The organism is Bacillus thuringiensis (assembly GCF_001182785.1).
GTDB classification, from domain to species: domain Bacteria; phylum Bacillota; class Bacilli; order Bacillales; family Bacillaceae_G; genus Bacillus_A; species Bacillus_A thuringiensis_S.
Genome location: NZ_CP012099.1, coordinates 4,081,874 through 4,106,902 on the forward strand (window position 1 = coordinate 4,081,874; position 25,029 = coordinate 4,106,902).

A 25,029-nucleotide genomic window follows, 5' to 3' on the forward strand; every position below is an offset into this window, starting at 1 on the left:
GTTATTATCTTGGATAAAGTGATAAAGGTGGAGATCCTCATGGAACAAGCTTTAAAAATTACAGGTGTTTTAGCTGACCCAACTCGTTATTACATTTATAAATATATTTCGCAAAAACATAGTTACGTAACTGTACAAGAAATTGCAGATGAATTCGATATTCATCCAAACGTAGCACGTTTACATTTATCTAAATTAGAAGATGTTCATATGCTTAAATCGGAAACAAAAAAAACTGGAAAAGGCGGAAGACCAAGCAGATTATATGTCTTATCTGAAGATGTTATTCAATTGCAATTTCCATTCCGTGATTATCAATTGTTAGCAAGAATAGCATTTAATTCTTTACTTAGCCTTGGCGCTGCTGGTGAAAAAGCGCTATACGAAACAGGAAAACAATTCGGGGCCGAATTAATGCAACAACATATGCAACGTTTAAATGTGAGTGAAGATGCTTTAACAGTAGAGCAAAAAGTTCAAATTGCAAAAGAAGCTTTCTCAACAGCCGGCTTATCACCTGCATTTGAATTAAGTGCAGATGGAACAAAAATTTTCTATGATGTACACAATTGTCCATTTAAAGAAGTTGCTGTTCATCATCCAACTGAAATTTGTAACATGCACGGAGATATGATGAAAGGAATTTTTGAAATCCTATTCCCTAACATGGAATTAACTCGACATGATAGTCTATTAGATGGATGTAAATCTTGTAATTATAAACTAACAATTTAATTTCTCATATAAAAAGAAGCCAATAATAATTGGCTTCTTTTTATATGAACGAATATTTACAATAGTAAGAAAAATAAACTATAATGAAAAGAGGTTTTACTTTTTCTAGAAAAGGAGGGAAATGGCATGGATCGCATGTTTCGCGTTCTCGGCTTTTGGACTGGAATTTTCTCGGTTATGTTTTACGTAGGAGATATGCAACAGGCTGCACTACTATTTTTAGGACAAACAGGTTTCTTCGTACTTTTAAGCTATTTAAAATTAACAGAGCGTATGTATATATACGTATTCGGGGCATATTTAACTGTTTTCTTCATAGGATTTACATACTACACGACATTTTTACTTGTCCCTGGGGCTGGACATTAAAAGATGGCATTTTGCCATCTTTTTTTTAATCCCGGAATTTCCTAGTTGACTTATAGGTTTTATTACCTTATATTCTATATAACAGATTGGAATTAGGGGGAATCAACATGAATACACTGCTTGTCGGAATTAACGTTGCAGTCATGCTCATCTTAGTTGGCGTATTATATTATATGCAACGTAAGCATGTATCTTTTAATAAACGTGTATTTACCGCTTTAGGAGTCGGAATTTTATTCGGTCTTATATTACAATTCATTTATGAGCCAACTTCTAAAGTAATTATTGAATCAAATACTTGGTTTGGCTTAATTGGTAACGGTTATGTGAAATTACTTCAAATGATCGTTATGCCACTTATTTTAGTATCTATTATTTCAGCATTTACAAAATTACAGTTAACGAAAAACCTTGGTAAAATTAGTGGTCTTATTATCGGAATTTTAATTCTTACTACAGGAATCGCTGCAGCTGTCGGTATCGCTGCAAGTGCAGGATTTGATGTATCTGCAACAGGCTTGCAACAAGGTGATGCAGAATCTGCTCGTCTGAAACTAGTTGAAGAAAGATTTACTTCTATTGAAAAGACAACAATTCCAGATAAATTATTAGAGCTATTGCCTACAAATCCGTTTCTTGATTTAACAGGCGCTCGTCCAACATCAACAATTTCTGTCGTAATATTTGCAGCCTTTATCGGCATTGCCTTTATAGGTGTAAAACGAAAATATCCAGAACAAGCAGAGCTATTTAAGAAAATGCTTGATGCTGGATATGCAATCGTAATGCGTATGGTAACATTAATTTTACGCCTTACACCATACGGCGTATTAGCTCTTATGGCAAAAACAGTTGCTGGTAGCGACATAAACGCTATTTTAAAACTTGGTAACTTCGTGTTAGCGTCTTACGTGGCACTTATCGTAATGTTCGTTATCCACTTATTATTAATTGCTCTATCTGGTTTAAATCCAATTCAATATTTAAAAAAGGTATTCCCTGTATTAACATTTGCATTCACATCTCGCTCTAGTGCTGGTGCGATGCCATTAAATATTGAAGCTCAAAAAGAAAAGCTTGGTATCTCCGAAGGAATTGCAAACTTCGCAGCTTCATTTGGGGTATCTATCGGACAAAACGGTTGCGCAGGTATTTATCCAGCAATGCTTGCAATGATGGTCGCTCCAACTGTAGGAATTGATCCATTACAACCACAATTTATTTTAACTTTAATCGCTGTTGTTGCTATTAGCTCATTCGGTGTTGCCGGAGTTGGTGGCGGTGCAACATTCGCAGCTTTAATCGTACTATCTACAATGAACTTACCAATCGGTATTGTTGCTCTAGTTATCTCTGTTGAGCCATTAATCGATATGGGTCGTACAGCTCTTAACGTAAGTGGTTCTATGACAGCAGGTCTTATTTCAAGTAAATGGCTTGGTGAATTAGATCAAGATACGTACAATCAAGATGATACAAAAACTGGTGAAATTGCTTCATAATGAAAAAAAGACGCTAACATACAATTGTTAGCGTCTTTTTTATTCCGTTCCCTCTTTATAGATCTTATCTTGAGAATTATCACTCCAAGTATTCTTCTAATTGCTCTTTTAACTCTTCCTCAATCTCATAACAAGATTCATCAGCGAGTTCTCCTACTTTCTTACTACCCAAAATGTTTGATTGAATTGGCATTCCTAAAAAGATTCTTTCACATTTCCAAATCGGAATATTGTGAAATTTAATCATCTCTTTTTCTTCATCTAATATAGCTATAGCAACTGTTGAATAATAACCCACCTCAAAGGGATTCTCTTTTTCTCTTGCAAATCCCATATCTAATTCCATGTTTTTTTCTATGTATAAATGCGAATACTCTTTATACAATTTAAGTGACATTCGCTCTATTTCCTTCTCCATACATTGAATGTTCTCTTTTAACTCCAACGTAAAATCTCTTTCTGTATACTTCATCTCCGCCTCCTTAAACATAGAAAAAGAGAATACAATAATATATTCTCTTTCCTCAAATATATTTCATTATCTCACAGCCCGTCCTTTTCACAAATAACCATTTTGTTCGCACCATTTATGAAATTGTCCTACATCTACTCCAACTAACACGATATCCTTTAGCTCTACATCAATAATTTGTTCTCCAATTACAATAGCAAACTGCGATGCTAATTTTGTCTCGTTTTTCTTTACAATTCCAATTCGGTTCCGATGCGGTCCATCTTTTATATATGCTTTTTGTCCTACAATATCAAAGTTCAAGATTCTCACCTCTTTTACTGCGCTCAAATTGGAAATACGATCTCCACCTCGGAAAATTTCCTTTCATTGCACTATTTCTCTATATATATGACGAAACAATAAAAGAGTCCTTCCTTCTTTACAATTATTTTTTCTTTGTTTCATTTTTGTGATTGAAACGTAAAGTTTATAATAAAATACATTTGGAAGCGCTTTCTATGTAATTTTTTATGTTATAATATAAAAGTAGAACTTCGTAAAGAGGGTTAAAAAAATGAATACAAAAATGATTAAAAAGGTAATTGAAGCATTAAAAGTATATGGCTTTCAGGATGTATCATTCTGTGACAAAACGAGGCAATTTTTATTTCATAACGAAACCGATATTATGAGCGGCTATGCAGAAATAACATATAGTAGTCAATTTGAAAAATTCAACGTACAAATTCATCCAATTGAAACACATCACCAAGCAGAGTTACAAGAGGTTGAAAGACATATACAAGCTTGTATAAGAAAAGTGGAATATTTAAACGCACTTCTTACCGGGCAGACAAAACTAGATGATAAAATTATTATTATGTAAAAAAAGAACGTGATCCAATCACGTTCTTTTTTCATTATATGTTCATCTTTTCCTTTAGTTGTAATCCTGTAACAGATTCTAATACATCCATCGATTCTCCAAATGTCATATCAAAAATTGTATTGTCCTCTATGTATGGAAACTGTCTGAAACGCTTTTCTAACACCTTCACAGCATCTGATGTAAAGTTTGCACTATCAATGCCAAATTCTGTTTCAAGAAGAACGATCCAATCTAACACATGAAAACCTAATCCATTGACGAATGCAATAAGTTTTTCTTCTGGGTTTGAAGATAAGAATACTTGGCGTTCCATCTCACTAAAAAGTTCTTCTCCTAAGATTTCAGCTAACTCATCATCATGTTCACGTTCAACAAGTTCTTCGTAGCCGTAATCATCCACAAGCTCTTCTACTTCTTCACTATCCTGACACAGCAATTGACTAAGAAGTGCCTCTTTCTTAAATTCACTATTTTGTACGACTTCTAAAAAGCTCGTTTCCCATCCATTTTCTAATTTCATATTATGTACTCCTTTATATACGTTTCTTATCATCACTGTACCCAAAAGATCACTTTTATAACCTTTTAGGTAGTTACTATTATTTCACATGATTCATAACATAAGATGCAAACTCCGCTACATCTCCTTCAAAAATATTTATTTCTGGCAAGTGATAGAACGTTTTTTGGAGCGGGTTTCCTGCATGATATACATATATCGTTTTCTCTAGTGCAATCGCCATTCCAAACTCTGTATGGCTCCCGTTTCCGCCATCTAATATAAGTAAAAACACATCCGCTTCTTTTACAGCATTTTTTTCTGCCTGACCAATTTCTCTTAATTGTTCTTGATTCACTGCTCTTTCGTTTTTGGTCCAATCATATGTATGGTGCCATCCTGCATGTTTCAGTTCATTTGCTACGGAACATACAAGATGTTTATTTTGGAAACCTGAGGCGATATAAAAATTCATTTATATACACTCCTTCATTATGTATCGGGAAACTCCTTTTTAGCGTTATTTGTTATAGCTATAATAAAGAACAACTTCAAAAAAAAATCCCCATCTTTAAAACTTATTTGCGTTTAAATGATGGGATGCTTCATGGTCTTCTTTTATTTTTTGTTTTTTATAACTTTCATCAGCTAACATTTCTAGTTCAGCTGTTATCTCTGATTTTTCAAGCTCTCTTTCTTGCGAAAATTTCCTTGAAATATAAACAATAACACTACCAACGTACAACACAAAGCATATAATAAGTGCAGTATTTTCATAGAGACTTAGCTCCAACACAGTCACTCCTAATCCATTCGTATTTTCACGCTTCATTAATTGGAATTTCCCTATTAACCCATTTGTTATCCCGCTATTTGAGGGCAGTAAAACCCCCTCCTCAAATTCCAGTGAAAGCAAAGAAGTTAGATGGAGGATGCCCCCAACTGATTAAAGTTTCACTTTATTGTAACATAAAAATATCAATTCTTGGAATCTTTCACCCTACTAAAAGAGGCATGATTGTTTCATCATGCCTCTGAAATATTTTGAATGATTGTTTTAATTGCTTCTTTTCCATTATATTTTTTTAGTGCTGTTTTATACTTCTCATTATTTTGATTCAATTCTTCAACATACTTTATAAGAGATTTTACAGTTACATCTTCTTCATATAATACGGAGGCATACCCTTGCCTTTCAAAGGACTCTGCATTTAATATTTGATCTCCACGGCTTGCAAATTTCGATAATGGAATTAAAACCATCGGCTTTTGTAATGTTAAAAATTCAAAAATTGCGTTGGAGCCCGCGCGTGAAATAACAAAATCTGTTACCGCTAATATATCTGGCAGTTCTCCATGTACATATTCAAATTGTCTATATCCTTCTTTATTTTGTAAACTTTCATCAAGGTTACCTTTTCCGCAAAGGTGAACAATTTGATACTTTTTAAGAAGTTCTGGTAATGCTTCTCGAGCCGTATCATTAATTTTTTTCGCGCCCAAGCTGCCTCCCATAATTGTAATAACTGGCTTTTTACGTGAAAAACCTAAAAACGCTAAACCTGTTTCACGATTTCCTTTCAGCACTTCTTCACGTACAGGAGATCCCGTATATATTACTTTTTCTTTCGGTAAATGTTTCGCTGCTTCTTCAAATGTAACAAATATTTTCGAAGCAAAACGAAGCGCAATTTTATTTGCTAGTCCTGGCGTCATATCAGATTCATGTAATAAAACTGGTACTCTATTTAGCCATCCTCCAATTACGACTGGTACAGATACGAAACCGCCTTTTGAAAAAATCACATCTGGTTTTAGTTTTCGAATCCTTACATACGCATCCATAACACCGATACGATAAACTTAACTAAATCTATACAATTCAATCAAATTTACACGAGTTAGTGCTTCATCGTGTTCTCGCAGCCCCAAAGGGACGAGGGGTATAACACTCCACACGAGGCAGTATCGTTACCTCCTATTATCAAGCATTTATTTTACTCATCTTGATAAATTTATCGCAGCATTTACATCCCTATCGTGATAGCTATTGCATGAAGCACAACGCCATTCACGAATCTTTAAACTCCACTGTCCTTCTGGTTGAAATGAATGGTCGTATTTAACGCCGCAACATGAGCAAATCTTGCTTGAAGCGAACCATTTATCAGCTTTTACATACGCAATGCCGTACTTCTCGCACTTGTATGACAAACATTGAAAGAAGAAGTTTAATTTTTGAAATGAAAATGCTTTCGATAGTTTTTTGTTTTTTAACAGGTTTGAAATAGATAAGTCTTCCACAACAATCCTCATTGGTTTGGTTTTCACCAATTTAGCTGTTGCTTGATGGATATGGTTATTTCGGATATTCATAATTTTCCTAGATAACCGCAGGTGCTCAGCTTTCGCTTTTTCATATCCAGCAGATTGAATTTTCACACCTTTTTTAAATCTCCTAGACATATCTCTTTGCGCTGACTTTTTCCTTTTCAAAAGTTTTTTAACCTTGGCATCTTTGTTTATATTTCGTTCTTTCGTACCATTAGAAGCTACAAAAAGCTCTTTTAAACCAACATCCACACCAATCGACTCATCGGTTAATTCTTGTGATTTAAAGTCTTCTTGGAACCCTACACTCATCCACCAGTGACGACCGTCAAAGGTAACTCTTGGATTGGATGGTTTTTTATTTCTTGGTAGTTGTTGGCTTGTTTTCACTTCTCCAATAGACTGAATATGAACTACTTTCTTTCCTATAACCAGTCTTTCATAATTGGCATAAAATCCTTGGATTAAATCTTTTTTGGATTTATAAGAAGTGTGATAACCATTTTTGTACTTTTTGAACGAATGTTTTCTCGCCGTATCAAAATCTTTTGAAGCCTGTTTGGGAACTTGTGCGTTGATGTCATTTAACCACTCATATCTCTTTCGCTTCTTGATCTTTGTAAATCGTTTCTGTAAAGCTAACTGTGAAACAGATTTTCCAAATAGCTTATAATACCTATCACTCATTCTTTTACAATAGTTATAAGCGAATCTTGCAGCACCAGCATGGTTTCTAAGCACTTTTTCTTGTTCAGGCGTTGGAATCAGTCTGACTTTCTTCGCTAATATCATCAGAATGTAACTCCTTTAATGAAAGATTTGTTCTTCTGAATCGTAGCGTGTTCCACCAGCATTCTCGTAAGACTACTCGGATGCAAACCTGTTAATTCTGATACTTGACTAACTCGTGAAAATTTCATTATTATTCTTACCTCATTGAACCCACAATAGCACATGCGTTCGATATATTCAATGAGGTTTGATAGATTTAATTAAATGTATCTCGTTCAACTAAGGGCGCAATTCCTTAGCCAGTTCTCTTATGAACTTCTCATGTTTTCACATGAGCGCAGACTATATGTTTATCTCTTTAGAGATAGAGGATTTTTCCATCACCATAGGCTTGTGATGTACTCTCGTCAGTTATACGAGATAGTCGTTGAACGTTCATCTTATCGCTTTTGACTTAGATGATTCGAGGCGGAAGACCCATTGTTCTAGTGTTTAGGATTTAACCTTGCACGATCTGATTGATTTTTTCTGCTTTCGCAACATTCACGCTCGCCATTTCTAGCCACGTTGTAGTTCAATCAGCTTTAGGGATTGCCCGCAGTTAACCCTCACTACTAGCCAATCACTTGACTAGCAGGGCTTACTGATATATTTAATTAACTTTCGTTATAATTGGTTAAATAAATCGTAACAGTTAGTTACCCTTCATTACAAGAAAAGGATCTTTTATATTTTTCAAATCAAAATAACGACGTAGCTTTCCACTCGAAATACTATAGTAGGGAATGCCTTCCTTTTCTATAATCGTTTTCTCAATACCTTGATGAGAACCAATGTAAGAGATATCCCAGTTGTCTTCTTGTAAATATGGGATAATGGCTAAATTAGGTGTTACATGTCCTGCCGAACCGCCACCTGTAAAGACTATTTTCTTCATACGTCTCCCCCTTCTAGACTATAATACACTAAAATATCTTGCCTCAGGGTGAGAAAATACCATAGCCGTTACGGACGCTTCTGGCTCCATCATGAATCCTTCTGTTAATGAAATACCTATTTCCTCTGGATGAATTAAGCGAAATAGCTTTTCTTGATCTGCAAGTTCTGGACACGCCGGATAACCAAATGACACGCGTATTCCTCTATATTTCGTACGGAAACGTTCTTCCATCGTCAGTTCAGGTGAGTCTGGAATGCCCCAGCGGTCACGAATGAGCATATGTGTTTTTTCAGCAAGTCCTTCTGCTAATTCAAGCGCTAACGATTGAATGGCATGACTACGTAAGTAATCACCTTTCGCCTTCCACTCTTCAGCAATGTCCCGAACTCCTTCCCCAACCGTAACAGATAAGAAAGCAACATAGTCCATCTCATCTCCAATAGGGCGCAAATAATCACCTAAAGTACGGTATGGTGCTTTTCCTTGTCTAGGAAATGTGAAACGCTCTATTACGCGCGTATGATCTTCTGGATCATATATTACAATGTTTTGTCCGTCGCTTTGCGCTGGGAAAAATTGATACACTGCTTTCGGTTTTAACCAAGATTGTCCTTCCTGCAATAATTCATCTATTAAATCATTTAATTCATGTGCTCTCTTATCCCCCTCTTTCAAAAGCTTCTTCACATTTCCTTTTAATCCAAGGTGATGCCCAAGTAACATTTGTCTATTTAAAAATGGAGCGAGATGAAGAGCCGGAATATCGCGTAATACAATTCGTTTTGTTGAATCAGGCACCATAACCTCAGCCTTCGGTAATGGCTCAATTACTGCTGGAATTTCTACTTGCTTCTCCTCTTTTTTTACGATATGAAGATGACGTTCTTTTTTATCCTGTTTCATCTTCTCACGCTCTTCTTCTTTTTGAAGCTTATTAATAATATCGAGCCCCGTCATCGCATCACTCGCATAACAAACGAGCCCTTTATATGATGGTGAAATCCGATTATCTGTAAACTTTCTCGTTAACGCTGCACCACCTACAACAATGGGCACATCAATATTTGCTGCTTTTAAATCTTCAGCAGTCGTTACCATTTGTTGCGCTGATTTTACTAATAAACCTGAAAGGCCTATAATGTCAGGCTTCTTTTCTTGTACTTCTTGAACAATTCGATCCGAACGAACATTGATTCCTAAATTAATAATCTCATATCCGTTATTCGATAAAATAATTTCAACGAGGTTTTTCCCAATATCATGTACGTCACCTTTAACAGTTGCTAATAATACTTTCCCTTTTTTTGCACTATCGCTAGATTCCATATGTGGCTCTAAATAACTTACAGCAGCTTTCATACTTTCGGCACTTTGCAATACTTCTGCAACAATAAGTTCATTATTATTAAATAGTCGTCCTACCTCGTCCATCCCTGTCATAAGCGGACCGTTAATAATATCAAGAGGTTTTCTTCCTTCTTCAAGTGCAAGACTTAAATCCTCGTGTAATCCTTGTTTCGTACCTTCTACAATATAATTTGCTAGTCGTTCATCAAGCGTTAACGTTTCTTGCACAACGACATCTTTCTTTTTAGCGACTCGGTAAAAGTTTGTAAATTCTTCTAACGTCTCTTTCGTCGTTTCAAACAGTAATGCATCTGCAAGTTGTTTTTCTTCCTCTGGAATTGACGCATAGCGTTCTAATTTTTCCGTATTAACAATCGCGTAATCTAATCCAGCCTTCGTAGCATGATATAAAAAGACGGAATTCAATACTTCACGTCCAGCTGGTGGTAAACCAAATGATATGTTACTTACACCTAAAATCGTTAAACACTCTGGTAACGCTTCTTTAATAAGGCGAATCCCCTCTATAGTCGCTGCCGCTGAACCGATATATTCTTCATCACCTGTCCCTACTGGAAACACAAGTGCATCAAAAATAATATCTGACGGGCGTATCCCATATTTCGTCGTTAATAATTCGTAACTTCTTTTTGCAATTTCTAATTTTCTTTCAGCACTTACTGCCATACCATCTTCATCGATTGTACCAACTACAATTGCAGCACCATACTTACGAAGAAGCGGTGTTACCTTTTCAAAACGCTCTTCTCCATCTTCTAAATTAATAGAGTTGATAACAGCTTTTCCTTGAATATAAGTAAGTGCTCTTGCCATAACATTTTCATCCGTTGAATCAATCATAATCGGTACTTTTAACACTTTCGTAACTTCTGTCAAAAATTTCTCCATATCTTCTATTTCATCACGATCAGGATCTGCCATACAAATATCAATAATATGAGCATTTTTCTTCACTTGCGCTCTTGCCACTTCAGCAGCCTCTTCAAATTTCCCTTCTGCTACTAATCGTTTAAATTTACGTGAACCAATAACATTCGTTCTTTCACCTACAAATAACGGTCTCATAGACTCATCGTATTGCAGTGCCTCTAATCCACTAATTCCATGTCCTTCTCTCTCATGATGGTCACGAGGCTTAAGAGATGCTAGCGCTTCCTTCATTGCTCTTATATGTTCTGGTGTTGTGCCACAACAACCACCGATAATATTAACCCATCCTTCTTCAGCAAATCGCTTCACCTTTTCAGCAAGAGAAGATGGAGACTCATGGTAATGTCCATCTTCATCAGGAAGACCTGCATTTGGATAACAAGAAATGTAACACTCCGATAAATCAGATAGTGAACGAATATGATCCCTCATAAACTCCGGACCAGTCGCACAATTTAACCCAACAGATAATGGTTTCATATGTTCTACTGATAAATAAAAAGCTTCAATTGTTTGCCCAGCCAGAGTCGTTCCCATTGGCTCAATCGTTCCTGAAATCATAATAGGAACCGTTTTTTTCAGTTCTTCAAAAGCAGCTTGAATTCCAATATAAGCTGCTTTCACGTTACGCATATCTTGACTCGTCTCAACGAGTAATACATCAACTTCTCCTTTTAATAATCCTCGTGCCTGCCTTGTATAAGCCTCAATCAATTCTTCAAAAGTCACACCACCAGTAACACTAATTGCTTTCGTTGTTGGTCCCATCGCTCCCGCAACATATACTTCCCTACCGCTTTCTGTAACAGCTTGCTTCGCCAAAAGTGCTGCCTTTTCATTTAGTTCTTCATCTAAATGAGACAGCTCATAATCACTTAGTACAATATTCGTTGCTCCAAATGTATTTGTTTCAATAATATCCGCTCCAGCTTCAATATAAGCTTTATGAATCTTTAAAATAACGTCTGGTCTTGTTTCTACTAAATATTCATTACAGCCCTCGTACTCTTCTCCTCCGAAATCTTCAGCAGTTAAATCCTCTTGCTGAATCATTGTTCCCATTGCACCATCTAATATTAAAATGCTATTTTGTAATTTTTCTTCTATACACTTCATCAATTAATACCTTCTTTCACTTCTTGCTTTTCTCTTACATATTTAACAAGATGTTCTGTAATTTCATATTTTAAAAATGGTGTAATAAGATAAATACCATTAAAATATTTCATCGCTGCGTCGATCAATTCTTGCGAAATGCGAATCCCTTCCTCAATTGCTGCCTCTTTCGTTTCGTGTCCATCCATTCTCTCTCTTATTTCTTCAGGAAGAGTAATACCCGGTACCTCAAAATGAAGAAAATCTGCATTCCGCTTACTTACTAACGGCATAATTCCAATAAAAATAGGTTGTTCCAAATGCTTTGTCGCTTCATACACTTCTTCAATTAAGGCGATATCGTAAATTGGCTGAGTTAAAAAATATTCCGCTCCAGCACCTATTTTTCGTTCCATTCGCTTAACCGCTGCTTTTAAGTGCCTCACGTGAGGATTAAATGCGCCGCCTACAGAAAACCTTGTCGCCGGTCCAATTGATTTCCCTAAAATTGAACGTCCATCGTTCATTTCTTTAATCATTTTAATGAGCTCAATAGAGGACAAATCGTATACAGAAGTTGCACCGGGAAAATCACCAACGCGCGCTGGATCACCAGTCAAAGCTAACACTTCTTCCATCCCTAACGCCGATAAACCTAACAAATGAGATTGTAGTCCAATGACGTTATGATCTCTACACGTTAAATGTGTCAATACCGGGATATCATGCTTCGTTAATAACGCACCCATCGCCATATTAGAAATACGAGGCGATGCTAATGAATTATCTGCTAGAGTAATAGCATCTGCTCCCGCTCTTTTTAACGCTCTTGCTCCTTCAAAAAAACGCTGTGTATCTAACGTTTTCGGTGGATCTAATTCCACTACAACTGTCGTTTGTTTTTTCGCTTTCTCTGCTAGAGTGACGTGAGCCTTCGAACGTTTCTCATGCGTATGAACGACTTTCGGCCTTTGAATAGTGTCTTTTTCTATTACAGGTGTAACATTCGCAACAGCGCGCTTCATACTTTGAATATGTTCTGGAGTCGTACCACAACAACCACCTAATAACCGAATACCTTGCTCAATAAATCTCGGTGTCATCGCCTCAAAATAAGCTGGGCTTCCCTCATATACGTAACGTCCCTCCACATAATTCGGGAGACCTGCATTTGGGTATGCTGATAAATAGCCATTTTGCGGAATCGATATCATTTTGAAAGCCTCCGTCATATGAAGCGGCCCTAGTTGACAATTCAATCCAACAACATTTGCACCGTAATCTATAAGTTGCTTTAATATTTCATTGACATCATTTCCATTTTGAGTCGTACCTGCTTCATGTAACGCTAATTGAGCAACAATTGGAATGTTCGTTTGCTTACGCAATACTTTAACGGCATGCAGTAATTCAAATTCATCGTAAAAGGTTTCTAATAGTAATCCATCAACTTGTTCTTCTAGTAAAGCCCCTGCCTGTTCAAGTAGCATAAACTCCCTTTCCATATCAGTCGTTGTAACGGCTCCGATATGTTTCATACCACCAATTGTTCCTAAAATTGCATTTCTGTCCGTAACAGATGCTTTCGCCAGCTTTACTGCCGCTCTATTAATTTCTGTAACTTGATTTTCTAAGCCATACATACGTAATTTCGCCTCATTTGCTCCATACGTATTCGTTTGAATTACATCTGCTCCAGCAGCTACATATTGTTTATGAATCGATATAATTAAGTCTGGATCAGATACATTCAATTCTTCAAAGCTACTTTGCAAACCATGTGAATGCAATAACGTCCCAACCGCACCATCACCTATTACAATTCCTTTTGATAATAAATCTAGTAACTTCACGAATCTCCCTCATTTCTATCAATATAAAAACCCCCTCTTCACTTTGAAGAGGGGGACATAATCGTTCCTCCTCTTATTATGCAAAACATTCGTTTTGCAGGTATTAGCACCGTTTCAAACATTTCGTTTGAAGGTTGCCGGGTTTCACAGGGCCTTTCCCTCCACCGCTCTCAATAAGAGTTGTCTTTATTATTTTATTTATGTAGCTAAAAGGAAATGCGTTCCCCTTTTAACAATGTTTGTTAATTTTTTAATAAATTTAGCATGCACAAAAGTAAAAGTCAATGACACTTGCGGAAAAATAAAAATTATTTAAAATAGAGTTGCAATTCAATTATCTTTTGTTGTAAAGTTAAAAACATAATAAAAATTTCATACGAACATTCTTATCTAGAGAGGTAGAGGGACTGGCCCTGTGACGCCTCAGCAACCATTAACATTTTGTTAATAAGGTGCTAATTCCAGCAAATTGTGAAAGATTTGACAGATGAGAAGAAGACTCTATTCAAACCGAAAGCCTTCTTCTTAGAAGGCTTTTTTTATTTTATATTCAGTTAATGTTTCAATTTAAAAAGGAGGAATTTTCACATGTCAACAATCGAAACAAAGCTAGCACAAATCGGCAATCGCAGTGAAACTACAACAGGAACGGTTAATCCACCAGTTTATTTCTCAACCGCTTATCGTCACGAAGGAATTGGTAAATCTACTGGCTTTGACTATTCACGAACTGGCAATCCAACTCGCGATCTTTTAGAACAGGCGATCGCAGACTTAGAATATGGCGAACAAGGTTATGCCTGTAGTTCAGGGATGGCAGCTGTTCTCCTCGTCCTTTCTCTATTCCGCTCTGGAGACGAACTTATTGTATCTGAAGATCTATACGGGGGAACGTATCGATTATTTTCTGAACATGAAAAAAAGTGGAATGTTCGATGTAGATACGTAAATACACAGTCTATTAAACAAATTGAGCAAGCTATCACAACTGAAACGAAGGCTATTTTCATAGAAACTCCAACTAATCCATTAATGCAAGTTACTGATATTGCTGCTGTCGCAACTGTAGCGAAAAGGCACGGACTACTTCTTATTGTAGACAACACATTCTACACACCTTATATACAGCAACCATTAACAGAAGGTGCCGACATTGTACTTCATAGCGCAACGAAATATTTAGGGGGGCATAACGATGTACTAAGCGGACTTGTCGTTGCAAAAGGAAAGGAACTTTGTGAGGAAATCGCCCATTATCATAATGCATCAGGTGCGGTCTTAAGCCCATTTGACTCATGGTTATTAATTCGCGGTATGAAAACGTTAGCGCTTCGCATGAGACAACATGAAGAAAATGCGAAAGCAGTTGTTGCGTATTTAAATGATGAAGACGGGGTGACAGATGTATTTTATCCAGGAAGAGGCGGCATGATTTCATTCCGCCTTAAAGATGAAGCTTGGATCAATCCATTCTTACAATCTTTATCCTTAATTACATTTGCCGAAAGTCTCGGTGGTGTAGAAAGTTTAATGACTTATCCAGCAACGCAGACACATGCTGATATTCCTGAAGAAATTAGAACAGCAAACGGTGTATGTAATCGTCTTCTTCGATTCTCCGTTGGCATTGAAAATAGTAACGATTTAATTCAAGACTTAAAGCAAGCCATTAAACTCGTAAAAGAAGGTGTAAGAATATGAGTTATTCTATAGATACACTCTTACTACACAACCAATATAAACATGACTCACAAACAGGCGCTGTGAACGTTCCTATTTATAACACATCAACTTTTCACCAGTTTGATGTAGATACGTTCGGAAAATATGACTATAGCAGGTCAGGAAATCCAACTCGTGAAGCTCTTGAAGATATCATCGCTTTATTAGAGGGCGGAACAAAGGGGTTCGCCTTTGCATCAGGCATTGCAGCGATTTCCACTGCATTTCTTCTTCTTTCACAAGGGGATCACGTTCTCATTTCAGAAGATGTATATGGAGGCACTTACCGAGTGATAACTGAAGTACTCTCCCGTTACGGTGTTTCACATACATTTGTTGATATGACCAATTTAGAAGAAATAAAACAAAACATTAAACCAAATACAAAGCTCTTTTATGTAGAAACACCTTCTAACCCACTTTTAAAAGTGACAGATATTCGCGAGGTTTCTAAACTCGCAAAATCTATTGGCGCTCTTACTTTTGTTGATAATACATTTTTGACACCACTATTCCAAAAACCACTTGAACTTGGAGCTGATGTCGTTCTTCATAGTGCTACAAAATTTATTGCTGGTCATAGTGATGTTACTGCCGGATTAGCAGTCGTAAAAGATGCAGAACTCGCTCAAAAGCTTGGATTTTTACAAAATGCATTCGGTGCTATTTTAGGGCCTCACGATTGTTCTCTCGTACTTCGCGGTCTAAAAACATTGCATGTACGCCTCGAGCATTCAGCTAAAAATGCCAATAAAATTGCACATTATTTACAAGAGCACGTTAAAGTACAAAATGTCTATTATCCGGGATTACAAACACATCTCGGATTTGATATTCAACAATCTCAAGCGACATCAGCTGGAGCAGTCTTATCATTTACTTTGCAATCAGAAGATGCACTCCGCCAATTTTTATCAAAAGTAAAATTACCTGTTTTTGCAGTTAGTTTAGGAGCTGTCGAGTCAATTCTTTCCTATCCAGCTAAAATGTCACATGCAGCACTGTCGCAAGAAGCTCGTGATGAAAGAGGAATCTCTAATTCATTACTTCGGTTATCAGTTGGTCTCGAAAATGTTGACGATTTAATATCCGATTTTGAAAATGCCCTTTCTTATGTAGAAGAACCTGTAAATGCATAGAGAAAAAAGAAGATATGAGAATAGGTTTTCATATCTTCTTTTTATGCGATTTAGTTATATTCATTTGAATTTTTTCTTTTCTTATAGTCAAAAAAATAAAAGTATATAATCTATTTCTAAATAATGGATTAATTGATATATTAAGAAATAAAAAGGGGTAAAAATAATGGATACTTGTGCAGATATTTTAATCGTTATCGATTTACAAAATGGCGTATGTTATGGCGGAGAGCATTTATTTGATTTACAGAACTTACTAACAAAAGTAAATAAAAGAATTTCTTCATACAGAAAATTAAATAAACCAATCCTTTTTGTTCAACATTGTGATGATGATTTAGTACCCGAGAAAGAACTTTGGGCTATTCATACCATTCTAGATGTTCAAGAACAAGATTTTTTTGTAAGAAAAACACATGCAAATTCATTTTATAAAACAAACTTAAAAGAAATTTTAGATCAATTATCTGTAAAGCGCATTGAATTTTGTGGTGCCCAAACAGAGTACTGTATGGATGCTACGATTAAGTTTGCCCACGGACTAGGATACGAAAACTTTATGGTACAGAAAACAACCTCTACGTTGAATAATCCTTTTATGTCCGCAAAAGAGACAATTGATTTTTACGAGAACATATGGAATACCAGATTTTTAACGTTGCTAAAAGATGAATTTTAGAATAAATGACTAATGACTTGATTACCCTAAGATTTATCAGCCGTAATCAAATATTTCATTATCACCATAAAGAAGCGAATTACATTCAGCTTCTTTTCTTTTAACCTGTTTTATATTCTATATATATATCATTATAATTCCTTTGTCATATTATTTTAAAAATTTCGTATATTCATTTGAAAGAATAAGAAATTCATGATAAAATTGTGTTACAAATATATCTATATCTTTCAATTTTTAAAACACATCGAAATTTTCACCCAAAAATGTCATTTTACAAAAACATGCTAATTTATCTATTTTATTTACATCAGGGTCTCTTTTCTTACAATTTCTTTACTTTAGGACTTTTTTTCTGCAACAACTATTTTCTTTTCTTTAAATTTTTGGTATGTATAGTATGGTATAATAGCTCACACGGAGGTGGAAAAGAACATGTTAGAAACCTTTCAAAAAGAATTAGAACTATATGAAAGTAATGCAGAATTATTAAAAGTACTAGCTCATCCTGTTCGTTTATGTATCGTAAAAGGATTAATCGAGCGCGGTCCAAGCAACGTTTCTACAATGTATACTGGCTTAAACATGCCACAATCTACAATTTCACAGCATTTAGCAAAATTAAAAAGCGCTAAAATCGTTTCTAGTGAAAGAAAAGGTTTGGAAATTTATTACAAGGTAGAGAACGAAACAATAATTCAACTCGTTCGCGTATTATTAGGTTAGGGACTAATAATCGAAGAAAAAGAACGTATTCTATATTTTTTATCTCATATCTTTAATATAAATATATATCATGAGAGGAAATATATAATACTACATAAGTCGTATTAAAAAACAAGACACAGTATATACTGTGTCTTGTTTTTTTATATTGTTACATACCGCTCCAAATGTAAATGTTGCATATCTTTTGTATGTATAACAACATCAAACGCACTCCCTACTCCTCCATTCAAAATCATAGAACGAACTGCTCGATTTTGTTTTTGCGTTTCAGAAAAAGGATTTGTATCTTGATGATTCGTAAGCTGTTCTAATATTCCTGCCGCTAACAAAAACTCAGATTGTTTCTTATGCCATACTGCACTCATTCCTTGCAGACTAAACATCTCCTTTAGCTCGTCCCAATGAATATGAGTAGTAAGATCCATTTCACCTGGATACGCTAGTGGGTTACGTATTAGATTATGCTGATAATAACCTCGTAAACTTCCTTCACGGTGTGCTGGATGCATCCATTCTTCTTTTGTGTATCCGTAATCAACTGTAATACATATACCTTTTTGAAACCATTTCGCAATTTCTTTTATATACTCCTCCATCACAATTGGTACTTCAAAACGTTGCCCTTCAGCAATATGAATATTATATTTCAATAAATAGCGACCAATTCTTTTATCTAACGGCCTACATACTTCTGAAAGTTTTCCTTCCTCTGTATATGTAATACGTACTTCATACAACATACCATTTCTTTTCTCAATTATTTCAACAGGAAATGCATCAAACAACTCATTTGAAAAAAGAATTCCCTCGAAAGAATCTCCCATTTCACTATAAGACGTATAGTACGATACATTAGAAAATGAGCCAAGGTGCTCCTGCTGTAATTTTCTATGAAAAGGGCTCACTTCAATCATTGAATAGTTTAAATCAATAAAGGTTTTTGGAGATAATTGCTTCCATTCTTGTAAAACATCATAGGCAAACTTTCCTGTTCCCCCGCCAACCTCACAAATATTCGGAGCAACTTCACCATTTTCAACAAGACGAATAAAAAGTTTAGCAAAAGTTTTTGCAAAAACAGAGGAAACGTTGCTACTTGTAAAAAAATCCCCTTGTCTTCCAATCTTTTCACGTTCTTTCATATAATATCCATGATCTTCTGTATATAATACAAGGTTCATATACGTACTATATGAAATTGAATAATCCTTTTCTTTCCCCATCCATTCTCTTAAAATGAGCTCCATTCCCATAATGACTCCTTATTGTAAAAACGGATTATTTTCTTTTTCAAAACCAATGCTTGTTTCTGGACCATGTCCACATAACACCGCTGTTTCATCTGGTAATACAAATAATTTCTCTTCAATACTTCCAATTAATTCAGCAAAACTTCCACCAGGTAAATCTGTTCTTCCAATGCTCATTTGGAACAATACATCTCCTGAGAACACAGCATTCGCCTCTTTACTATAATAAGAAATACTTCCAGGAGAATGTCCTGGCGTCTCAAAAATTTCAAAATTAAATGATCCAATTGTTAATGTACCTTCTGCATCAATAATATGATCCGCTGGTTTTGCTGTAATACTGCGGTTCATCATAAAAATTTGAGAGCCGTTTACAGTTGCATCTCCTAACCAATCTGCTTCTTCTTTATGTACGTATACAGGAATATGAAAAGCGTCTCTTACCGCATCAACAGCACCGATATGATCAAAGTGAGCATGCGTTAATAAAACAGCCAATGGTTTTAATTGTTCTTCTTGTAAATATGTAACGAGCTTTTCACCTTCGTGACCAGGGTCAAAGATAATGCACTCTTTTTGATCGTTCATTAAAATATAAGCATTTGTTTGTAATGGGCCTAACGGCATTTGTATCCATTTCATATGAAAATCTCCTCCAGTTATTAAACTTACTTTTAATGATACAACATTTCTTTCTCTTAGGAAAAGAAAGGATGCTCTCTCGACAATCATTTTTAAAACATGTACAATATAAAAGAGTAAATATTCCAAAAACTCATAATAAGAAATGGGTAGACAGAGGAGGATATTGCATGGGCCTTGTTATTATTTTTACACTTGTCACTCTGTTAGCTGTATTTGCTACGCTTAGAACACTTCGTGAAAAAAACTTTTTCGCGAGCGGCTTTGCAATTGCAACTGTACTCGTTTTCGGATGGTTTACGATCATGACTGTTCTATATAACGGGTATCCACCAACAGCTTAATTCGTTTACACTTTATTCTTCATCAAGATTTCACACAAAAAGAGGAAGGGTTTCCCCTTCCTCTTTTCATATTTCACAACTTATATCATCTTCGCTTCGTATTTGTGCTTTTTTACAAGCCAAGCTCCTCCGATAACACCTGCATCATTACCAAGTGTTGCAATAGCTAACTTCGTGCTCTTTACAGCACGTGAGAAAGCGTATTGCTCGAAATAGCGTTGAATTGGTTCTAATAGCGCATCTCCAGCTTTAGACACGCCTCCACCAATAACAATTTTCTCTGGGTTCAACGTACTAGAAAGGTTCGCTACAGCTAATCCTAAATAAGAAGCTACTTTTTCTACTACTTCGCCTGCTAATTCATCGCCTTGTCCAAGTGCTTCAAAGACATCTTTTGATGTAATACGTCCTTCTTCAGCTAACATAGAACGCAACATGCTCTCTTTATTAGTCTCTTGTATTTTTTGCATAGCAACACGTACAATACCTGTCGCAGATGCTACTGTTTCTAAGCAACCAGACTTCCCGCAATTACATGGGAAAGCATTTTCTGTAACTACTGTAATATGTCCAATCTCACCGGCAGCACCACTCACGCCGTGTACAATCTCACCATTGGCGATTACACCACCACCAACGCCTGTACCAAGTGTCATACAGATTAAATCTTTTGCACCTTCACCAGCACCTTTCCACATTTCACCAAGCGCTGCTAAGTTTGCATCATTATCAATAACAACAGGTAATCCTGTTTCTACTTCTAATAAATCTTTTAGCGGATAGTTTTTCCACCCTAAATTAACCGCTTCATAAATCATTCCAGATGCCACATGTACAGGACCAGGAGCTCCCATACCAATACCAATTAACTTGCTCTTCAATTCGCCTAATTCTTCTAGCTTTTTATCAATTGCTTTCGCAACATCAAGTGTAATATGTTTTCCTTGCTCACCTGTATTCGTAGGGATTTCCCACTTATGTAAAATTTCACCGTATACATTAATAAATGCTAATTTAATCGTTGTACCACCAAGGTCAACACCAACTAACCATTTCTCTTCCATGTTGCTTACCTACCTTTATCTAATTCTTATTTAGCTCTTTTTGAATTTCTTGCTTCAATAAAAATAAAGCTGTTTGATAGTCTTGTGGATCGATTAACTGTGATTGATTTAATTCACGCAATTCATCTTGCATTAATTGTAAATCTGCAATTCGATCTCCCGTATAAATAATCGTACCAAATTTCTTTAGCAATTGCTGAATATCATAAATAGATACCATTTCATCACCCTCTATGCTCACTTACTATAAAAAATTATAATAAGAAAACGTTCACATATTTTATTATAATCAAGAAGAAAAAGTCTCGTCAATTTTTATTTGTCTATACAAGCTCGTTTATAAGCATTGTTCCTTTTTCTGTAATAATTTTTTCTATATTTTTATCAAATGGCTCTACCGGAATGTGTTTTACCATTTGAAAATCATATGCTAATGATAGCGTTTTCCCTTTATAATGCACGAGATAACGATCATAATAGCCCCCGCCGTATCCAATCCGCTCTCCTCGCTCTGTATAAGCTACGCCTGGCACAATTTGAAGATCAATTTCATCCACATTCACTTCTTCCGTAAGTCCCGGAATCGGTTCACGTAAGTTCATATACACCGTTTCTAATTGATCAAAATCACTAATTTTCCGGAAGGACATCGTTCTTGTTCCTTTATTACACTTAGGAACTACAACTTTCTTTCCTTCTTCCCAAGCTTTTTCGATAATAGGATATGTATTCACTTCATTTTCCATTGAGAGAGTAATTCCAATTGTTTTAGCTTCAACCCACTCTTTTTGCGCATACAACGAAAATGCAATCTGTTCTGATAAAGTTGTATATTGTTCTTCTGATAAAGAATTCATGTGTTCTATTATTTGTTTACGCAAACGCACTTTCTCTTCTTTCACACATTCTCCTCCTTACAGTGACACTTTACTCTATGATGATAGTGTATCACTTTTAACATAGGAATCGAATAAAAAAAGAAACAGTAGGAAAATATTCCTACTGCTTACTTTGTTTCACGGTGTAACGTAGACTTCTTGTCACGCTTGCAATACTTTTTAAGCTCGATACGCTCAGCGTTGTTACGTTTATTTTTCTTTGAGATATAGTTACGATCTCCGCATTCTGTACATGCTAGAGTAATATTCACACGCATTCTTATTTCCCTCCAGTACTAATAACTTAAATCAGACTATACTATAATACCACTTTTAAAATAAAAATTCTACACCTTTTGATATTGTCTAATTTTTTCTATAAGATTTTTCATGTTTTCCCTTGCTATTACTGGGTTTCTAGCATGTGAATACACTAAAAATTTTGGTTGTTTTGTGTCAGAAACGATATAAGACCACTCTTTTTCAGTATATTTGAACTGTACTCCTTCAAATATACCTTCTCCCTTCCTTTCTATATCATCCAATAATTTCCTCATAATTTTCCCTTTTTCATTCCATGAACATACCACTTCATCATAAAGTAAATAGAGCGGAGGTGATTGCTCTACTATGCTGAGAAACGTTTTTCCTTGCAATGCTATTAGCTCAAATAATTTTCCAATCCGATATAAAATATCTCGCTTCCACCTTACTTGAAACGACTTTCTTTCATCCTGCGTATAAAACAGAAGATAACATTCTCCTAATTTCAAAGACATTGGGTAAATATTTCCTGTCGATTCGAGTAAGAAATCTGGAATATCTACCTCTTCCAAATCTGTAACCTGGTAAATATTACTATGTTTATCATATAACTCGAAATGATTTCCTTGCTCAGAAAACATAAGAGCCATATTCGCTTTACTTGATTTCATCAAAGCTTTCACATGATCTTTTTGTTCGCTTGCATAAATCCATGTAACTGTACAACCAAGTCTTTGTAAAAAGAGCATAAGTAAATGTTGCAACGTATCATTTCTCTTATTAATAAGAAGATGAAACTTCTGCATCTGTATTTTCTCGATATCAATATGCCCCAATATAACTTCTATATACTCATTCATAGAAACATGAACCAGCTTATTTCGCCCCATCTCTTTCTCATGCACGTAATAAAACAATTCGGACATATATACTTGTTCTATCTCTTTTTGCTGCTTATACGTTAACGGCATGCCAGCTTGACCATACAACTTTATAACAATCTCATTCTCATTTTCCACTTGAATGAAAACCCCACCTGCACATTGCAAATGATGAACACTATATTGAAAAAGTGACTCGTTCATTTCTTTGCATTCCATCGTATGAATCCCTATACCATGAATAGCATGTAAAAATAAATTTTTATAAGAGGTTGTTTCTATATTTTCTTGACTTCCAATTAATATACTTTCTCCTTTTGTAAAAAGAGAGCCATACGCCATCGCAATCTTCACGATAAACTGGGGAGTAATTTCAACATTCCCTCTTCCTACAATGCGGCTTTTTTGTAACCACCCTGCACTCATTTCACTCTCTTGAATACCAGCCGCTCCTACTATCGAATGACTATCAATAGCCTTATAAGGCCATAGTTTTCCTTTTTGCTTAATTATCGTACTTCTCCCGATATGACAGTGATCCGCTACAATGCTTTTTTGAAACAGTGTAACGTCATCTTCAACTATTGTACGCTCTCCTATTGTCGTTTCTAATAGTTCACAATACTTTCCAATATGGGCATTTGCAAAAACAATACTTTTTTGAAGATGAGAATAATTTGAAACGATACTATTTTTTCCGATAATAGAATATGGCTCAATTACAGCTCCTGTACCAATCTTTGCTCCTTCTCCAATGAAAGAGGGGCCATGAATTTTTGTCCCTTTCCCAATCGTCACCCCTTCTCCCATCCATACCATCGGTAATACTTCCGTATAAGGAATAGGTACTTGTAACTTTTTCGTTAACAAATCAAATTGTGCTTGTCGATATTGATTAAATGTGCCAATATCTAACCAATAACCTTCTGACAAATATGCGAATAACACATTTTTGTTTGCCAATAACGGAAACACATCATGACTGAAATCAAAAAATTGTCTAGGCGGTATGTAAGAAAAGATTTCTGGCTCCATAATATATATGCCTGTATTCACAACATTAGATACTACCTCATTCCAGCCCGGCTTTTCTATATATCGTGTAACCTCCTGGTCTTTATTCATTACAACCAATCCAAATGAGAGTGGATTTTCTACTTCTTTCACAAACATTGTTACCATTCTTTTCTTTTGTTCATGAAACCTAATTCCTTCTGATAATTGAAAGTCAGTTAATGCATCCCCGCTTATTACAACAAATGTTTCATCTAAAAATTGTTCTGCTTGTTTAATACTCCCTGCTGTACCAAGCGGAGGAGAGTCTTCAAAATAATACAAGTTAACTCCCCATTTACTACCATCACCAAAATATCGCTTAATCGTCGTACTCATATATTGAACAGTAATTGCAATTTCACGAATACCATGCTGGCGTAATAACTCAATATTGTATTCTAAAACTGGTTTTTCTAATAATGGTAACATCGGCTTTGGAGTATTACATGTTAATGGTCTAAGGCGTCTTCCTTTTCCTCCAGCTAAAATAACCCCCTTCATATACTTCAGCCTCCACTTATATAATGTTCAGTAGCTCCATATACCATATGTATATTCTCTATCCCACATGAACTAGCAGCATAAACTTGATTAGTTAAACGAATCCTCATTTAAAAGACCCTATAATTAAATTTCCCACCTATAAAAACGTACGTTTAAAACGACAAGAAAGCGCTTACTATT

General features: G+C 35.6%; 25 protein-coding genes, 2 pseudogenes and 2 riboswitches. Of the genes and pseudogenes, 9 read left to right on the top strand and 18 right to left on the bottom strand.

Going from position 1 to position 25,029, the window contains the following annotated elements; all coding sequences use genetic code 11:
- The first annotated feature begins 39 nt into the window (after nucleotides 1-39).
- The 3 genes from AC241_RS21040 to AC241_RS21050 all read left to right on the top strand — a co-directional run bounded on the left by AC241_RS21040 (nucleotide 40) and on the right by AC241_RS21050 (nucleotide 2,606).
- Nucleotides 40-735 (top strand): helix-turn-helix transcriptional regulator, encoded by a 696-nt coding sequence (locus AC241_RS21040; protein WP_000434107.1) that lies wholly within the window; start codon nucleotides 40-42, stop codon nucleotides 733-735.
- A 126-nt stretch (nucleotides 736-861) separates the two neighbouring features.
- Nucleotides 862-1,104 carry a DUF2626 domain-containing protein gene (locus AC241_RS21045; protein WP_000375619.1) on the top strand — a complete coding sequence of 81 codons (243 nt, stop codon included), beginning with the start codon at nucleotides 862-864 and terminating at the stop codon, nucleotides 1,102-1,104.
- Nucleotides 1,105-1,211: 107 nt separating this feature from the next.
- Nucleotides 1,212-2,606, top strand: coding sequence for an L-cystine transporter (locus AC241_RS21050; RefSeq protein ID WP_029443297.1), 1,395 nt, complete (start codon nucleotides 1,212-1,214; stop codon nucleotides 2,604-2,606).
- Nucleotides 2,607-2,685: 79 nt separating this feature from the next.
- Here the strand turns inward: AC241_RS21050 and AC241_RS21055 are convergent, their stop codons facing one another.
- Both AC241_RS21055 and AC241_RS21060 read right to left on the bottom strand, forming a co-directional pair.
- The gene (locus AC241_RS21055) at nucleotides 2,686-3,078 is read right to left on the bottom strand and encodes a hypothetical protein (RefSeq protein ID WP_048563827.1); all 393 of its coding nucleotides are present in this window, start codon (nucleotides 3,076-3,078) and stop codon (nucleotides 2,686-2,688) included.
- An 87-nt stretch (nucleotides 3,079-3,165) separates the two neighbouring features.
- A complete protein-coding gene (locus AC241_RS21060; protein WP_001008326.1) occupies nucleotides 3,166-3,381 on the bottom strand; it encodes a DUF3912 family protein in 216 nt (71 codons plus the stop codon).
- Between the two features lie 253 nt (nucleotides 3,382-3,634).
- Between AC241_RS21060 and AC241_RS21065 the strand changes: the two genes are divergently transcribed.
- Nucleotides 3,635-3,946 carry a hypothetical protein gene (locus AC241_RS21065; RefSeq protein WP_001093240.1) on the top strand — a complete coding sequence of 104 codons (312 nt, stop codon included), beginning with the start codon at nucleotides 3,635-3,637 and terminating at the stop codon, nucleotides 3,944-3,946.
- 34 nt (nucleotides 3,947-3,980) lie between these two features.
- On the opposite strand, the gene AC241_RS21070 is transcribed toward AC241_RS21065, so the two are convergent.
- From AC241_RS21070 to AC241_RS21105, 9 genes and pseudogenes are all read right to left on the bottom strand, one after another.
- Nucleotides 3,981-4,469, bottom strand: coding sequence for a hypothetical protein (locus AC241_RS21070; protein ID WP_000764263.1), 489 nt, complete (start codon nucleotides 4,467-4,469; stop codon nucleotides 3,981-3,983).
- 79 nt (nucleotides 4,470-4,548) lie between these two features.
- A complete protein-coding gene (locus tag AC241_RS21075; RefSeq protein WP_043936283.1) occupies nucleotides 4,549-4,923 on the bottom strand; it encodes a nucleoside 2-deoxyribosyltransferase in 375 nt (124 codons plus the stop codon).
- Between the two features lie 96 nt (nucleotides 4,924-5,019).
- On the bottom strand, nucleotides 5,020-5,280 hold the full coding sequence (locus tag AC241_RS21080; protein WP_000817964.1) for a DUF3966 domain-containing protein: 261 nt from the start codon (nucleotides 5,278-5,280) through the stop codon (nucleotides 5,020-5,022).
- A gap of 194 nt (nucleotides 5,281-5,474) precedes the next feature.
- Nucleotides 5,475-6,299: pseudogene (locus AC241_RS21085) on the bottom strand (undecaprenyldiphospho-muramoylpentapeptide beta-N-acetylglucosaminyltransferase); the annotation flags it as partial.
- Between the two features lie 150 nt (nucleotides 6,300-6,449).
- The gene (locus AC241_RS21090; protein WP_050844518.1) at nucleotides 6,450-7,571 is read right to left on the bottom strand and encodes an RNA-guided endonuclease InsQ/TnpB family protein; all 1,122 of its coding nucleotides are present in this window, start codon (nucleotides 7,569-7,571) and stop codon (nucleotides 6,450-6,452) included.
- Complete coding sequence (locus AC241_RS35715) at nucleotides 7,571-7,699, bottom strand: hypothetical protein (RefSeq protein WP_000672787.1); 129 nt, start codon at nucleotides 7,697-7,699, stop codon at nucleotides 7,571-7,573. The genes AC241_RS21090 and AC241_RS35715 overlap by 1 nt, the downstream gene beginning before the upstream one ends.
- Before the next feature lie 512 nt (nucleotides 7,700-8,211).
- Nucleotides 8,212-8,448: pseudogene (locus AC241_RS21095) on the bottom strand (glycosyltransferase); the annotation flags it as partial.
- An 18-nt stretch (nucleotides 8,449-8,466) separates the two neighbouring features.
- Nucleotides 8,467-11,865, bottom strand: coding sequence for a methionine synthase (gene metH / locus AC241_RS21100; protein WP_050844519.1), 3,399 nt, complete (start codon nucleotides 11,863-11,865; stop codon nucleotides 8,467-8,469).
- Nucleotides 11,865-13,697, bottom strand: a complete 1,833-nt coding sequence (locus tag AC241_RS21105; protein WP_050844520.1) for a bifunctional homocysteine S-methyltransferase/methylenetetrahydrofolate reductase — start codon at nucleotides 13,695-13,697, stop codon at nucleotides 11,865-11,867. The genes metH and AC241_RS21105 overlap by 1 nt, the downstream gene beginning before the upstream one ends.
- A 70-nt stretch (nucleotides 13,698-13,767) precedes the next feature.
- Nucleotides 13,768-13,877: riboswitch (SAM riboswitch) on the bottom strand.
- A 203-nt stretch (nucleotides 13,878-14,080) separates the two neighbouring features.
- Nucleotides 14,081-14,191, top strand: a riboswitch (SAM riboswitch).
- A 94-nt stretch (nucleotides 14,192-14,285) separates the two neighbouring features.
- Here AC241_RS21105 and metI point away from each other — a divergent pair.
- From metI to AC241_RS21125, 4 genes are all read left to right on the top strand, one after another.
- Nucleotides 14,286-15,398, top strand: coding sequence for a cystathionine gamma-synthase/O-acetylhomoserine thiolyase (gene metI, locus AC241_RS21110; RefSeq protein WP_050844521.1), 1,113 nt, complete (start codon nucleotides 14,286-14,288; stop codon nucleotides 15,396-15,398).
- Entirely contained in the window at nucleotides 15,395-16,558 is a 1,164-nt protein-coding gene (gene metC / locus AC241_RS21115) for a cystathionine beta-lyase (protein ID WP_016080280.1), read from the top strand. Before metI ends, metC begins: the two co-directional genes overlap by 4 nt.
- Before the next feature lie 166 nt (nucleotides 16,559-16,724).
- Nucleotides 16,725-17,237: a cysteine hydrolase family protein gene (locus AC241_RS21120; RefSeq protein ID WP_043936271.1), complete on the top strand. Its 513-nt coding sequence runs from the start codon at nucleotides 16,725-16,727 to the stop codon at nucleotides 17,235-17,237.
- A 435-nt stretch (nucleotides 17,238-17,672) separates the two neighbouring features.
- Nucleotides 17,673-17,963, top strand: a complete 291-nt coding sequence (locus AC241_RS21125) for an ArsR/SmtB family transcription factor (RefSeq protein ID WP_000894377.1) — start codon at nucleotides 17,673-17,675, stop codon at nucleotides 17,961-17,963.
- Between the two features lie 143 nt (nucleotides 17,964-18,106).
- Here the strand turns inward: AC241_RS21125 and AC241_RS21130 are convergent, their stop codons facing one another.
- On the bottom strand, nucleotides 18,107-19,219 hold the full coding sequence (locus AC241_RS21130) for a class I SAM-dependent methyltransferase (protein WP_043936269.1): 1,113 nt from the start codon (nucleotides 19,217-19,219) through the stop codon (nucleotides 18,107-18,109).
- Nucleotides 19,220-19,228: 9 nt separating this feature from the next.
- Nucleotides 19,229-19,858, bottom strand: a complete 630-nt coding sequence (locus tag AC241_RS21135) for an MBL fold metallo-hydrolase (protein ID WP_000871225.1) — start codon at nucleotides 19,856-19,858, stop codon at nucleotides 19,229-19,231.
- 170 nt (nucleotides 19,859-20,028) lie between these two features.
- On the opposite strand from AC241_RS21135, the gene AC241_RS21140 reads away from it, so the two are divergent.
- A complete protein-coding gene (locus tag AC241_RS21140) occupies nucleotides 20,029-20,202 on the top strand; it encodes a DUF2759 domain-containing protein (RefSeq protein WP_029443307.1) in 174 nt (57 codons plus the stop codon).
- An 80-nt stretch (nucleotides 20,203-20,282) separates the two neighbouring features.
- Here the strand turns inward: AC241_RS21140 and glcK are convergent, their stop codons facing one another.
- From glcK to AC241_RS21165, 5 genes are all read right to left on the bottom strand, one after another.
- Nucleotides 20,283-21,266 (bottom strand): glucokinase, encoded by a 984-nt coding sequence (glcK, locus tag AC241_RS21145; RefSeq protein ID WP_000391701.1) that lies wholly within the window; start codon nucleotides 21,264-21,266, stop codon nucleotides 20,283-20,285.
- 19 nt (nucleotides 21,267-21,285) lie between these two features.
- Nucleotides 21,286-21,486 carry a YqgQ family protein gene (locus AC241_RS21150; RefSeq protein ID WP_000253699.1) on the bottom strand — a complete coding sequence of 67 codons (201 nt, stop codon included), beginning with the start codon at nucleotides 21,484-21,486 and terminating at the stop codon, nucleotides 21,286-21,288.
- A 103-nt stretch (nucleotides 21,487-21,589) separates the two neighbouring features.
- Nucleotides 21,590-22,168 carry a 5-formyltetrahydrofolate cyclo-ligase gene (locus AC241_RS21155; RefSeq protein ID WP_050844522.1) on the bottom strand — a complete coding sequence of 193 codons (579 nt, stop codon included), beginning with the start codon at nucleotides 22,166-22,168 and terminating at the stop codon, nucleotides 21,590-21,592.
- A 104-nt stretch (nucleotides 22,169-22,272) separates the two neighbouring features.
- Complete coding sequence (gene rpmG, locus AC241_RS21160; protein WP_001265616.1) at nucleotides 22,273-22,422, bottom strand: 50S ribosomal protein L33; 150 nt, start codon at nucleotides 22,420-22,422, stop codon at nucleotides 22,273-22,275.
- A 69-nt stretch (nucleotides 22,423-22,491) separates the two neighbouring features.
- Nucleotides 22,492-24,846, bottom strand: a complete 2,355-nt coding sequence (locus AC241_RS21165) for a sugar phosphate nucleotidyltransferase (RefSeq protein WP_050844523.1) — start codon at nucleotides 24,844-24,846, stop codon at nucleotides 22,492-22,494.
- Between the last annotated feature and the right edge of the window lie 183 nt (nucleotides 24,847-25,029).